Consider the following 12,790-nt stretch of genomic DNA (forward strand, 5'->3'; position numbering starts at 1 on the left):
TCCTCACTTTCATGTAGTTGATTTTTGTAGTTTGATGCAAAGGAGAAATTATTCCGCGACCTTGACCATGCTCGGACGGATGACGCGGTCGTGCAGTTTGTATCCTTTTTGGAACTCGGCCGTGACCGTTCCGGATTCATGCTCGTCGCTAACTTCCTGAACGACTGCCTGGTGCAGGTTCGGGTCGAACGGTTCGCCAAGCGCGAGAATCGGCTGGACACCTTCGTGGTGGAGCGTCTCGTCAAGCTGACGCTTCACCATCTCGACTCCCGCAAGCACCTGCTTCGTCTCTTCGCTGTGCGATTCGACCTGCAGAGCGCGCTCGAGGTTATCAATCAGGGGAAGCAACTTCTCGACGATCGTTTGAGAAGCGTACTTCGCACGATTCTCCGCCTCTTGTCGTGTCCGGCGCTTGAAGTTCTCGAAGTCTGCCCGTAAGCGGAGTTCGCTCGCTTTCGCTTCCTCGAGCTGCGCTTGCAGGTCAGGTCCTTCTTCGACGACCTCGGCTTCGACAGCCGCTTCTTCGCTGTTCTCCCCGGCGTTCTCTTCTTTTTCTTCTTGTTCTCCGAGGTTTTGATTCATTTCTTTTTCTTCCATCGTGAACCTGGCCCCTTTCTAATATCTATCAATCCAAGCCGTTCTTACGCAGCTCGGTCTGGAAAGCTTGCAGCAGATGGATGATCGAGTTTATCCCCCGATTGTAATCCATCCGTTTCGGTCCGATGACGGCGAGTGTCCCAAGGGAAACGCCGTCGACGGAGTAGTGGGCACGAATGACACTGCAGTCCTTGAGCGCATCGACGTTGTTCTCACTGCCGATCGTGATCAAGATCTGATTGTCGAGTTCCGGTGTCATGAAGTCGAGCAGCGCCTCTTGCTTCTCGATCAGCTCGAGGACGGGGCGAAGCTTCGCGACATCCTGAAACTCCGGCTGGTCGAACATGTATGCCTTACCGCCGAGGTATATCGACGGACTTTCACGCCGCTGATCGGACAAGACGATCTCCAGGGCATTCGACAAGAGCGCTGTCTGTTCCGAATGCTCCGAGCGGTAACGTTGCATCTCTTCGGCGATCCGTTTTCCTAAAAGCGACAATGGTGTTCCCTGGAGCGTGTGGTTGAGACGCTCCATCAAACGATCCGTCGCTTCTTTCGAAAGTGCCTCCGGCAGTGTCAATGTCTTGTGTTCGACATGTCCCGTCTCCGTGACCAGAACGATGACGACCTTTCCGTCCGCAAGAGGGATTAGCTCGAGATGATGGAGCCGATGTTGCTCTTGCTTCGGTCCGAGAACGAGCGCCGTATAATGAGTCAGCTCACCAAGCAGGTCTGCCGTGTGCTTGATCAGCCTGTCGTTCTCGTTCGCTGAATGGGCGAAGAGCGAACGGAGCGCTCTCGTCTCACGCGCCGTCAACGTACCCGGTTGAATCAGATGGTCGACGTAGAATCGGTAGCCTGACTCCGAAGGTACACGCCCAGCTGATGTATGCGGTTTTTCGATCAGTCCCATCTCCTCTAGATCCGCCATTTCGTTGCGAATCGTCGCGGAGCTGAATGTCACATCGTCTCGTTTCGAGAGCGTCCGTGAACCGACGGGTTGCGCCGTCTTGATATAATCGTCCACGATGGCACGTAAAATCAACAATTGACGATCCGTCAGCATCTTCTTCACCCCTTTGCTTGTTAGCACTCATGTTTATTGAGTGCTAATTACATGTATAACTATAATGAATCAGCAAAAGCATGTCAACAGAATTGCCGCGAACCCTTTGAAGGTTTTCCCATTGTGCGGTACAGTGAAACAAAGCCTAGAGAGGATGTTCCATGTGCTCGAGATTCTTGCCTATGCCGGCATCATCGTCTGGCTGACGATCGCGGTCCTTGCGACGACCGCCTTCTTTTCCAGAAGAGGCAAAAAATAAGGGAAGCAACCGGTCTTAAAAACCGGCTGCTTCCCTTTTCATCGTCTTGGATCATCCTTCAAGTTCTGCTTCTCCGATGAAAGCAGCGAACACCTCGTTCGCAAGCGGCAATCCCTTATCCGTCAGGTGCACATGCGTCGCCGTCCGCTCGATCAACCCTTGCGGCAACAGCTCGCGGATCACCTTGCCGAAAACGTCATCGAACGCATGGCCGAACTTCGCCTCGAACCGTTCGAGCGACACGCCTTCGCGCATCCGAAGCCCAAGGAACATCTCCTCTTCCATCCGTTCGATTTCCGTCAGAGGCGTCTCATTACGGACAGGCAGCCCTTCCGCCTTGATATAATGCGGGATCGGCGCGATGTTCGCCCGGCGTGTCTTATCGATGTAGCCGTGCGATCCGGCACCGAAACCATAGTATTCGTCGTTCTCCCAGTAGACCCGGTTATGCCGGCTCTCCTTGCCCGGCAACGAGAAGTTCGAAATTTCATATTGGGCAAGACCTCCCGCCTCGATCCGCTCGATCATGAGGCGGTACATGTCCGCCTCGAGATCCTGGCTCGGAAGCGGCAGTTTTCCTTTTCGCTCCTGGATGGCGAAGACGGTGTGCGGCTCAAGGATCAAAGAATAGGAAGAGATATGCGTGATCGGCAGCTTGAGTGCCCGCTCGACGTCATATTCGACCTGCTCGAGCGTCTGGTTCGGAAGTCCGAACATCAGGTCGACTGAAATGTTATCGAAACGCTCAGCCGCCTCACTCAATGTCTGTGCGACTTTCGCTTCACGGTGCGTCCGGCCGATTCGCTCGAGCAGGCCGTCATCGAACGACTGGACGCCGAAGCTGACGCGGTTCACGCCGCCCGCCTTCATGATGTCGAGCTTCTCCGGCGAGACGCCGTCCGGATTCGATTCGACCGTATATTCAAGACCCTCATTCGTCAGCGGCAAAAGGTGCTTCTTGATGATGCCCATCAGGCGAGCCATCTGTTCTTCATTCAACGCAGTCGGTGTCCCCCCTCCGATGAAAATCGTGTCCAGTCGGTCCGTCGGGAAACGTTCGAGCGTCAATTCGATTTCACGTTCGAGCGCGTCCAAATATTCAGCCACCGGTTGGTTCTTCAGGAACACCTTATTGAAATCACAGTAATAACAAATATGTTCACAAAACGGGATGTGCACATATGCGGCGCGTGGTGCCATTCGCCTCATCCTTTCCTCTATAAAAAGACAAGGGGGTGCTGCTTTCGCACCACCCCCTCGTTACACGTTCAATCCTCGTCCATCGAAAGGACGGACATGAATGCCTCTTGTGGTACCTCTACCGAGCCTACCATCTTCATACGTTTTTTACCTTCTTTTTGCTTCTCGAGGAGCTTCCGCTTCCGTGAGATATCCCCGCCGTAACACTTGGCGAGAACGTTTTTGCGCAACGCCTTGATCGTCGAACGAGCGACGATCTTCGTGCCGACTGCTGCCTGGATCGGAACTTCGAACTGCATCCGTGGGATCAGCGCCTTCAGCTTGTCGACGATCACCTTCCCCCGCTCATATGCGAAGTCACGGTGGACGATGAAGCTGAGTGCATCGACCTGCTCGTTATTGAGGAGGATGTCCATCTTGACGAGGCGCGAGCGCTGGTAGCCGATCAATTCGTAATCAAGCGAAGCATATCCCTTCGTGCTCGACTTCAATTGGTCGAAGAAGTCATAGACGATCTCCGAGAGCGGGATTTCGTACGTGATTTTGACCCGGGCCGTATCGATATACTGCATATCGACGAACGTACCGCGTTTCTTCTGGCAGAGTTCCATGATCGCTCCGACGTAATCGTTAGGCGTCATGACGGACGCCTTGACGAACGGCTCCTCGATATATTCGACCTTCTGCTGATCCGGCATTTTCGACGGATTGTCGACTGATACCATCTCGCCTGCCGTCGTCGTCACGTGATAGATGACGGACGGCGCCGTCGTGATCATGTCGATGTTGAACTCGCGTTCGATCCGTTCCTGGATGATCTCCATGTGCAGCATTCCGAGGAATCCACAACGGAAACCGAAACCGAGTGCTTGTGATGTCTCCGGCTCGAACTCGAGCGCAGCGTCACTGAGTTGAAGTCTCTCCAGCGCTTCACGCAAGTCGTTATAGCGTGCCGAATCAATCGGGTAAAGACCGCAGTAAACCATCGGATTCATCTTTCGGTATCCCGGAAGCGCTTCGGTCGCAGGATTCTTCGCAAGGGTGATCGTATCACCGACGCGGACGTCGCCGACAGTCTTGATCGACGCAGACAACGTTCCTACGTCACCGACAGTCAATTCCTTCTGCGGGGAAGGCTTCGGTGTCGAAACTGCCAGTTCGAGCACTTCGAAGTCCTTACCTGTCGACATCATCCGGATCTTATCGCCGACCTTGACCGTCCCGTTGACGATCCGGATCGATGCGACGACACCCCGGTATGCGTCATAGTAGGAGTCGAAGATGAGAGCTTCGAGCGGAGCTTCAGGGTTTCCTGTCGGAGCTGGAACCTTTTCGACGATCTGCTCGAGGATTTCCTCGATCCCGATGCCAGCCTTCGCCGAGGTAGGAACGGCTTCTGACGCGTCGAGTCCGATGACGTCCTCGATTTCCTGGCGGACGCGTTCGACATCCGCAGAAGGAAGGTCGATCTTATTGATGATCGGCAGAATCTCAAGATCGTTGTCGAGGGCGAGATAGACGTTCGCGAGTGTCTGTGCCTCGATACCCTGTGCTGCGTCGACGACGAGAATCGCACCTTCACAAGCCGCGAGCGACCGTGAGACTTCGTACGTGAAGTCGACGTGTCCAGGCGTGTCGATCAAGTGAAGGATATACTCTTCCCCATCCTTCGCCGTATATTTAAGCTGGACAGCATTCAATTTGATCGTGATGCCGCGTTCGCGCTCGAGGTCCATCGCATCAAGCGTCTGGTCCTTCATTTCCCGCGCCGTCAGTGCACCGGTCTTCTCTAATATGCGGTCAGCGAGCGTCGACTTCCCGTGGTCGATATGGGCGATGATCGAGAAGTTCCGAATTCGCGCCTGCCGCTTCAAGCGTTCTTCATTAGTCATATAATTAGTCACCTTACCTTATCTTAGAACGTACATGTCTTTCATTATACCAAAAATCCGCTTCCTTGCGCCATCGCGTTTTGTTTTCCTGCCAAAACAAAAAAAGAGAATAAAGGCCCGAGCGGATATTGCATTTCATCATAACGTTTGCTACAATTGTGTTTGTTCTGTTGAACGATAAATGCAGATATGCGAATATAAATCTCGAATGAGTTTCTTGGAGGTGAATTATCCATGGCAAACATCAAATCGGCTATCAAACGCGTGAAGACTGCTGAAAAACGTCGCGTAGCGAACGTTCAGAAAAAATCGGCAATGCGTACAGCGATCAAAGCGGTTGAAACTTTCGCTGCTGAAGGCAACAAGGAACAAGCTCTCGTAGCTTACCAAACTGCTTCGAAAAAAATCGACAAAGCTGCTGCTAAAGGTCTCATCCACGGCAACAAAGCTGGTCGTGACAAATCGCGTCTCGCTAAACTCGTAAACGCGCTTTAATCCTTTCCGAAGGAAAAGAGCGACACATCGCCATCTGGACATCGTCCGATGGCGATTTTTCATGTCTGCTCATAGTTTTTCGTACATGATGAAATGCGGTCCAATCTCTTCAATCTCGAAGCGATTCCCTGTCACGGAAAGTCCGAGGCGCAAGTAGAACGGGAGAGCACTCTCACGAGCGTTACACCACCATCCCCGGACTCCCCGCCTTCTCAACTCGCTTCTTGCCCGCTCGACCATCGCCTTTCCGAAGCCTTCACCCCGGACATCGCCGGCAGTCGCCATCCCCCGCAACTGATAGGCAAAGTCCATATCGAGACCTGCGTGCGCGTTCGGCGCGAACGACGAGACGGCCACAAGCTTCCCGTCCTTGAATCCTCCGATATGAAAAGCGTCCGGATGGTCGTCAGCCGGATAGATACAGTCCTCGAGCGTCTGCTTCGGACGAAGTACCGCATGACGCAGCGGTCTCGTCTCACTCGGGTCGATGAAACGGATTTCCAAGATGCTTCCCTCCCTTAAAGTGTCGCGAGGCGCACGATCAGCGTGTCGAACAGGACCCGCTTATCTCCGCGGCCGGTCTTCATGTTCTCATCCGTCTCCGTGATGGCGACGAGCGCTGTCTCGAGCTGTGCGAAAGAGAAACGGCGGCTAGACTGGATCGCGAGTTTCACCGCATACGGATGTGCCCCGATTTTTCCGGCAATCTGCTTCTCACCGTATCCTTGTTCAGACAAACGCTTCGACAGGTTCATCATCCGATACTGTCGGGCCATCAGCCCGAGCAAGGCGAGAACTTCCTGTCCTTGCTTCTCAAGGTCCCGGACGAGACGAATCGCCGGTTCGACCTGTCTCTTGATCAGATGATCCGTCAGTTGGAAGACGTTATCCTCGAGCGTTCGCGGGACGAGCGCATCGACATCCTCTCTCGTGATCTCACTACGGTCCCCGGCATACAGAATCAGCTTGTCGAGCTCACGCGCAAGCCCTCCCCACGCTTCTCCAGTCAGGAAGAGCAGTCGTTCGATCGCCGGTCGTTCCATTTTGTGCCCGGATGCGTTGACTGCATCAAGGACGAATCGGAACAACTCCTCAGTCGTCGGCTTCTTCGCCTCGAGTACGACCGCCCGTTCCTTCAGACGTTTGACGACCGTCTTTCGCTCATCGAGCTTCTCCGCCTCGACGATGAAGACGACGACGGCGTAATCGGCCGGCTTGACGATGTATTCAGCAAGCCGTTCGAGGTTTTGTGCCTTCTTTTCCTTTGCGCCGGTCAAAAAAGAAGCCGGCTTCGCTACGACGACCCGCTTATCACTCAGGAAAGGCACCGTCTCCGCCTCGTCGAGCACGGCGTCGAGCACCTGTTCATTCAAATCGATCTTCATGTAATCGAATCGTTCTCCGTCCGGCAGAGCTGCCTTGACGATCTCATTCTCCCACTTCTCGAGAAGGTGCCGCTCTGTCCCGAAGAGAAGGTACAGATTCGCCACTTTCCCGTTGACGAGCCAAGGAGTATTCATTCTTCCACCACATTTCACAATTTCTTCTTAACTTACTCATAGATAATACGCGATTATTCCGCTATACTAGAAGCGGAAACTAATAAGGGGGAATGCACAATGGCACATTCAGTACGCCCACCAAGCGAAAACGCTTTTGAAAATGATATCCAATCGAAACGCAATGACGCAATCGACTCAGCTGTCGGTTTCATCGCTTCATTCGGTTTCTTCGCGACATTGTTCGTCATCGGAGTACTCATCAAGTTCCTCAGTCTTTGACTAAAATAAAAGCAGCAACCTTGGGGGGTTGCTGCTTTTTATTTTAGCATAGGGACGCACCCATCGGCAGTACAAGTTATCATCCCGTCCTCATCGGTTCGGTAGATTCGTCCTACCTTCTCCACCCGCTCAAGAACGTCCTTGTCCGGGTGTCCGTACCGGTTGTTGCGTCCGACAGAGAAGATGATCACCTCAGGAGCAGTTTTACGGATCAAATCCTCCCCCGTCGAACTCGAGGAGCCGTGATGTCCTGCTTTCAGAACGTCGATATCACCTGCACCCCACTCCTCCTCCGTCTTGACTCCCGCGTCACCAGTCAGCAGAAAACGCTTCTTTGCGATGTCTGCGAGAAGGACGATCGACCGGTCGTTCTCTTCACTCTCAGGTCCATCAGGGGCAAGCACGCGAAGCCAGGGGCGCACCTGGTCTCCTGCTTTAAGAAACTTGATGTTTACACCTTCCTTCTCAAGCTCCCGCAGCAGTGCAGAACGTTTTTCATCCCGGTTGTCATACGCACCGAAGTAGACCGTATCGATCTCTATTTTCCGAAGCATCCCTGCCACACCTCCGATATGATCATGATCGGCATGCGTCAAAACCAGCCCGTCGATCCGCTTTTCTCCTCTCGTATGGAGGTACGGCACGACGATTTGGGCTCCAGGATCGAACGGCCTGAGCGGCTTTCTCTTCGCGAATGATATGGTACCGCCAGCATCGATGACGAACGTCTCCCCGTCCTTCTCAAGCACCGTACTGTCACCTTGTCCGACGTCCAGAAAGACGACCCTGTCCGGCTCTATCTTTTCGACTATCGCACTTGACAACAGGAGGACCAGGACCGGAGCTGCGTGCAGTATCCGGTGCTTCGCGACGTGCCACAGTGAGAGTATGACGATTGATATCGCCCCTATCCAAACTCCGAGCGGCAAGAGATGGAGAGCACTGACCGCACACGGCAACGCCTCAGCTTTACTTAGGACGCCATCGCTCAAGTCGAGTGCGAAGCGAAGGAGGGCGGCCGTCTCAGGTTCCGGCTTGAACAGTACGCTCACAGCGGTCAGGAACGCCAGCGGCAGAATGATCCATTCGATCCAGCTCCCTACAAGGATGTTGAGCAGCGGCGACCAGATCGACCCTTCCGTCTGTTGGCTTCGCTGCAGCAAGAACAGCGTCAATGCCTGTGCCCATATACTGACGAGAAGCAGATTCCATGGAAAAGCGATCGGCTTCCATATATCGATCGAAATCAGAAGGAACAGCGTCAATGCCACGGTCAATTGAAATCCGAGGTCATAAATCAGGAGCGGAGAGAGCGCCAGCTGTGATGCCCCGACCCAAGCGACCGTAGCGACGGGATCGAGTTTTTTGAAACGGCTGGCAAGCAGGAGGATGAAGGCGACCATGATCGCTCTCGTCACAGGAGGACTCCATTCCGTCAACCAGCCATAGATCGGCAACAGGAACAAGACGACCTCGATCCTGTTCTCTCTTGTCATCCGAAGACGCTTCAGCAAGTAAAGCATACCGAAGATCAGAAAAGCGATGTGGGACCCTGAGATGACGAGCGCGTGCAAGAGTCCGAATGCCTTGAAGCGATCGAGCGTCTCCGTGTCCATCAAACGATCCTCACCGAAGACGAGCGCCTGCACATAGAATGCTTCTCGTGCCGGCAACCGTTCGATGTTCCATAGCCATTCTTCCCGGTTGCGCCTCCCTTCCGCCTCAAAGCCTTCAGCAGGACGACAGCTTGTAAACGACTGCACCTCCCATTTTCGAAGCAGCCGCTCCGAACGCATCCAGCGCGCTTCATCGAATCCGCCTTCGTTCCGCCGTGCGTTCACCTCGAGCTCTTTCAGCCGAACGGAGCAGATTTGACCGATTCGATCATAGGGACGTTCCCCGTCCGCGACCGTCGCGGCGAGGATGAACTTCTCACCGGATGCCTTTGCGACGTAACGAACCCGGTCCCCATTCACCTTCGCTTCAAGCAGCTCGACTTCTGCCGGCAAACCGATTCGCGGCACGTCACTGTTCATCAGGGCGGACCAGGCAAGAAAAAACGCGCCTGCGAGCGGAAACAGACGCGCCTCGAAAGACTTCAGCACCAAGATAGTCGAGACGAACGCGAGTACCCATAGCGATTCTTTCAAGGCGATAGCAAGTGCGACGACGAACAACGGAAAAATCGGCATCAGTATACGACCAGGTAGTTTTTTAGCGATTCAAGGGTCTTCTCACCGAACCCCTTCACCTCACCGAGTTCCTCGAATGATGAAAATCCTCCCTTTTCATCCCGATATGCGATGATGGCCTCCGCTTTGGACGGACCTATGCCCGGCACGGTCTGAAGCTCTTCGCTCGTAGCTCCGTTCAAATCGACGAGCGCAGGGACCGCCGGACTTTTCTCAGGTTCAGGAACCGGCTTCGTGTCCGCCCCTTTTTTCGGTACGATGACCTCCTCGCCATCGATGAGGCGGGCGGCAAGATTCATGCTTCCGGTATCCGATTGCTTCGTCTTGCCCGCCTTCTCGATAGCATCCTTGATCCTGTCACCGAGCTTGAACGTATACGGTCCTGGCCTTAGCACTGCGCCCTTAATGTCGACCATGATCTCCTTTTTCACTGACTTCTCCTCGACATCGGCCGCGGCATGCTGTTCTTTCGAGACGATCATCTCCTCCTCGATCAGCGGTTCTCTCGAGCAGGATGGCAGCGGTACGAACAATACGATGAGCAGCAAGCCGATGACTGCGAACGTCGCGATCCGCTGTATGCCCGGCATCGACATCCCGAACACCCCCTTTCCGATCAGACTATCATCGTCCCCAGCTCACGTCATTTCACGTTCCGTCAATTAATGCCGTTCGCTCCCCGCTCTTTTCTCCGTCCAGCACCAGCATGCGAAACACATCCCGCCCCTTACAGCGTTTTCGGTCCCAACATTTGAACGATGTCATGGAGCACGAAAAACTCCCATTCCAACCGGAACAGGAGTTAATACTTATATTTTTTCCGCGACGAAGAAAATTCGCTCTGCGTTTTCTCGCGGAGCGTCCTCCGTGAAGTCACCCGTGACGGACAGGATACGGAATCCTGCCTCTCTCAACCAGGCGATATACCGTTCAGGAGGATAGGTCCGTTGTTCATGAGTCTCATCGACCCGGTCATAACGTCCATCCTCCCCTTCGACGAAAAAGCTCAACTCATGGACGACGGACAGTTGCTCTTCACCAGGATCAGCGAACCAGATGTAGGAGCATCCCTCACCGTGGCTCGCATACGTCTTCCCGTTGAACAGCGTCTCCATTTTATACGGCGAATGGACGTCGAATAGAATCTTGCCGCCATCATTCAGTTGCGCATGCACCCGCTCGAACGTCTGTTTGACATCGATTTCCGTCTTCAGGTAATTCAGCGAATCGCAGAGGATCGTCACCGCGTCCACCTGTTGCGGAAGCTCGAGCTCGCGCATGTCCTGAACCCAAAAATCGATCTTCATGTCCTCTTCCATCGCTTTTTCCTGCGCGACTTCAAGCATTTCCTCGGACAGATCGATTCCGGTCACCCGGTAGTTCTCCGCAAGCAGCAGGGTCGCAGTCCCCGTGCCGCAACCGACATCAGCGATGCTGCTGCCGGTTTCGACATGGCGCTCCACCCAAGCCGCCCAGTCCTCATATGGGACATCCTGCATCAGTTCATCGTAGACATACGCAAACTGTTCGTAAGCCATGTCAGTCGATCTCCACTTCGACTTTCGGAGCATCCGACCACAACTTCTCAAGGTTGTAGTAGTCACGGTCATCCCGGTGGAAGACGTGAACGACGACGTTCTCAAGGTCTGCAAGCACCCAGCGCGCTGCGTCGAAGCCTTCGAGGCGCTTGATCGGAAGCTCATGTTCGTGCGCGAGTTCTTTTACTTCACGTGCGATCGCCTGAACTTGCTTCTCTGAGTTCCCTTCACAGATGACGAAATAATCCGCGACTGGAGAGATGTTCTTCATATCGAGGACGACGATGTCCTCTGCACGTTTGTCATCGATTGCGTTTACGATTAATTTTAATTCTTGTTCGACTGTCATATGACGGTCCCCTTTCGTAGTTGAAAAATGAAATCATTATAGGTTTCGATCGTCAGCGGGAAGATTCGTTCTTCCTTCCCGATCAGGTAGCGGATCGTATGAGCGAGCGTCCGGACGACCGCATGGGTCAAGTCCTTGTTCGCGACTTCCCGCAGTTGCTCGACGCCCGGGTAAGTCCGGTTCGGTTCGATCGCATCCGCGACGAAGATGATCTGATCGATGCGAGACATGCCGGGTTCTCCTGTAGTGTGGTTTGCGATCGCTCGCAGGACGACAGGATCAGCGACATGTAGTTCCCGTTTGACGAGTTCAGCCCCGATCGGCGCATGCAACAGTTCGTCATCATAATCGAGGAGCTCTCTTTTCCCGAGTTCGATCGCAATTTTCTTCATCTCGCCTGAATCACGGTACTTCGCATAGTCGTGAAGCATCGCTGCAAGCACTACCTGATCAATTGGTTCTCCATACAGCTCAGCGAGGTGCCTCGCCGTCTCGACGACGCCGAGTGTGTGGACGTAGCGTTTCGTCGGCAGCGTCCCTTCGATGATTCGTCTAGCTTCTTCCAGTTGCATAAAGCCTCCACTCCTCAATCAATCGTCTCACTGCCTCGGGCACCATATAGCGAATGCTGCGGCCGCGTTCAATCCGCTTTCGAATGTCGGTCGATGACAACTCAAGCTGTGGCATATCGACCGCCGTCACACGTGCGCCTTCCGGGATGAGATAACGACTTCCCGGACGCGCCACCGCTCCGAAGCGGACGAGCCGGTAAAGCTCCTCCGGATCATGCCACGCGTCGAGGTTCGACAGTGAATCCGCTCCGAGCAGGAAGAAGAACTCGTGTCCCGGATAGCGCCGCTTCAACTCCTTCATCGTATCGACCGTGTACGACTTCGCATTCCGTTCGAACTCGATTCCCGAGATGCGAAACGAATCATGGTCCGCGATCGCGGCCTCGACAAGACGAAGCCTCTGTTCAGGCGAGGTCGCGACCCCATCTTTATGAGGTGGGTTCGGTGCCGGCAAGAACCAGACTTCATCGAGTTCGAGTTGCTCACGCGACTGTTCTGCGATCAGCAGATGGCCGAGGTGCGGCGGATCGAATGTTCCACCCAGCAACCCTACTCTCATCGCGGAAGTTGGATCGTCTTGTTTTCTTTCGATTCCTTGTACAGTACGATCACTTTTCCGATGACTTGGACGAGTTCAGCGCGAGTGCCCGCCACCAGTTCTTCAGCGACTTCCTTCGGATGATCTGCGCAGTTCTGAAGCACCTGCACCTTCAAGAGTTCGCGTTTCTCGAGCGCGTCCATGATGTCAGCGCACATCGCTTCACCGACACCGTTCTTCCCGACTTGGAAAATCGGATTCAAATCATGCGCTGCTGCGCGTAAATGGCGTTTCTGTTTACCTGTCAACAT

At 54.1% G+C, this 12,790-nt stretch carries 15 protein-coding genes; 2 read left to right on the top strand and 13 right to left on the bottom strand.

Annotation, left to right across the window (positions count from 1 at the left end):
* Positions 1-48 precede the first annotated feature (48 nt).
* From grpE to lepA, 4 genes are all read right to left on the bottom strand, one after another.
* Positions 49-597, bottom strand: coding sequence for a nucleotide exchange factor GrpE (gene grpE / locus DFG60_RS03980; RefSeq protein ID WP_114570447.1), 549 nt, complete (start codon positions 595-597; stop codon positions 49-51).
* A gap of 28 nt (positions 598-625) precedes the next feature.
* Positions 626-1,663: a heat-inducible transcriptional repressor HrcA gene (hrcA, locus tag DFG60_RS03985; protein ID WP_114570448.1), complete on the bottom strand. Its 1,038-nt coding sequence runs from the start codon at positions 1,661-1,663 to the stop codon at positions 626-628.
* Between the two features lie 310 nt (positions 1,664-1,973).
* On the bottom strand, positions 1,974-3,122 hold the full coding sequence (gene hemW, locus DFG60_RS03990) for a radical SAM family heme chaperone HemW (protein WP_114570449.1): 1,149 nt from the start codon (positions 3,120-3,122) through the stop codon (positions 1,974-1,976).
* Positions 3,123-3,190: 68 nt separating this feature from the next.
* Positions 3,191-5,014 (bottom strand): translation elongation factor 4, encoded by a 1,824-nt coding sequence (lepA, locus tag DFG60_RS03995; RefSeq protein WP_114570450.1) that lies wholly within the window; start codon positions 5,012-5,014, stop codon positions 3,191-3,193.
* A 234-nt stretch (positions 5,015-5,248) separates the two neighbouring features.
* Here lepA and rpsT point away from each other — a divergent pair, with 234 nt between their 5' ends.
* The gene (rpsT, locus tag DFG60_RS04000; protein WP_114570451.1) at positions 5,249-5,509 is read left to right on the top strand and encodes a 30S ribosomal protein S20; all 261 of its coding nucleotides are present in this window, start codon (positions 5,249-5,251) and stop codon (positions 5,507-5,509) included.
* 69 nt (positions 5,510-5,578) lie between these two features.
* Here the strand turns inward: rpsT and DFG60_RS04005 are convergent, their stop codons facing one another.
* Positions 5,579-6,013 (bottom strand): GNAT family N-acetyltransferase, encoded by a 435-nt coding sequence (locus tag DFG60_RS04005; RefSeq protein ID WP_114570452.1) that lies wholly within the window; start codon positions 6,011-6,013, stop codon positions 5,579-5,581.
* Between the two features lie 14 nt (positions 6,014-6,027).
* Positions 6,028-7,029 carry a DNA polymerase III subunit delta gene (gene holA, locus DFG60_RS04010; protein WP_114570453.1) on the bottom strand — a complete coding sequence of 334 codons (1,002 nt, stop codon included), beginning with the start codon at positions 7,027-7,029 and terminating at the stop codon, positions 6,028-6,030.
* 99 nt (positions 7,030-7,128) lie between these two features.
* Here holA and DFG60_RS04015 point away from each other — a divergent pair, with 99 nt between their 5' ends.
* Positions 7,129-7,290 carry a YqzM family protein gene (locus DFG60_RS04015; RefSeq protein WP_114570454.1) on the top strand — a complete coding sequence of 54 codons (162 nt, stop codon included), beginning with the start codon at positions 7,129-7,131 and terminating at the stop codon, positions 7,288-7,290.
* 38 nt (positions 7,291-7,328) lie between these two features.
* Here the strand turns inward: DFG60_RS04015 and DFG60_RS04020 are convergent, their stop codons facing one another.
* The 7 genes from DFG60_RS04020 to yhbY form a co-directional block, all read right to left on the bottom strand.
* Positions 7,329-9,482 (bottom strand): DNA internalization-related competence protein ComEC/Rec2, encoded by a 2,154-nt coding sequence (locus DFG60_RS04020; RefSeq protein WP_114570455.1) that lies wholly within the window; start codon positions 9,480-9,482, stop codon positions 7,329-7,331.
* The gene (locus tag DFG60_RS04025) at positions 9,482-10,078 is read right to left on the bottom strand and encodes a ComEA family DNA-binding protein (RefSeq protein WP_114570456.1); all 597 of its coding nucleotides are present in this window, start codon (positions 10,076-10,078) and stop codon (positions 9,482-9,484) included. Before DFG60_RS04025 ends, DFG60_RS04020 begins: the two co-directional genes overlap by 1 nt.
* 213 nt (positions 10,079-10,291) lie before the next feature.
* The gene (locus tag DFG60_RS04030) at positions 10,292-11,020 is read right to left on the bottom strand and encodes a class I SAM-dependent DNA methyltransferase (protein ID WP_114570457.1); all 729 of its coding nucleotides are present in this window, start codon (positions 11,018-11,020) and stop codon (positions 10,292-10,294) included.
* 1 nt (position 11,021) lies between these two features.
* Entirely contained in the window at positions 11,022-11,369 is a 348-nt protein-coding gene (gene rsfS, locus DFG60_RS04035; protein ID WP_114570458.1) for a ribosome silencing factor, read from the bottom strand.
* Positions 11,366-11,941, bottom strand: coding sequence for a bis(5'-nucleosyl)-tetraphosphatase (symmetrical) YqeK (gene yqeK, locus DFG60_RS04040; protein ID WP_114570459.1), 576 nt, complete (start codon positions 11,939-11,941; stop codon positions 11,366-11,368). The genes rsfS and yqeK overlap by 4 nt, the downstream gene beginning before the upstream one ends.
* Positions 11,922-12,500: a nicotinate-nucleotide adenylyltransferase gene (locus DFG60_RS04045; protein WP_114570460.1), complete on the bottom strand. Its 579-nt coding sequence runs from the start codon at positions 12,498-12,500 to the stop codon at positions 11,922-11,924. The genes yqeK and DFG60_RS04045 overlap by 20 nt, the downstream gene beginning before the upstream one ends.
* Positions 12,497-12,790: a ribosome assembly RNA-binding protein YhbY gene (gene yhbY / locus DFG60_RS04050; RefSeq protein WP_114570461.1), complete on the bottom strand. Its 294-nt coding sequence runs from the start codon at positions 12,788-12,790 to the stop codon at positions 12,497-12,499. Before yhbY ends, DFG60_RS04045 begins: the two co-directional genes overlap by 4 nt.

This window comes from Exiguobacterium flavidum (assembly GCF_003344535.1).
Taxonomy (GTDB): Bacteria; Bacillota; Bacilli; order Exiguobacteriales; family Exiguobacteriaceae; genus Exiguobacterium_A; species Exiguobacterium_A flavidum.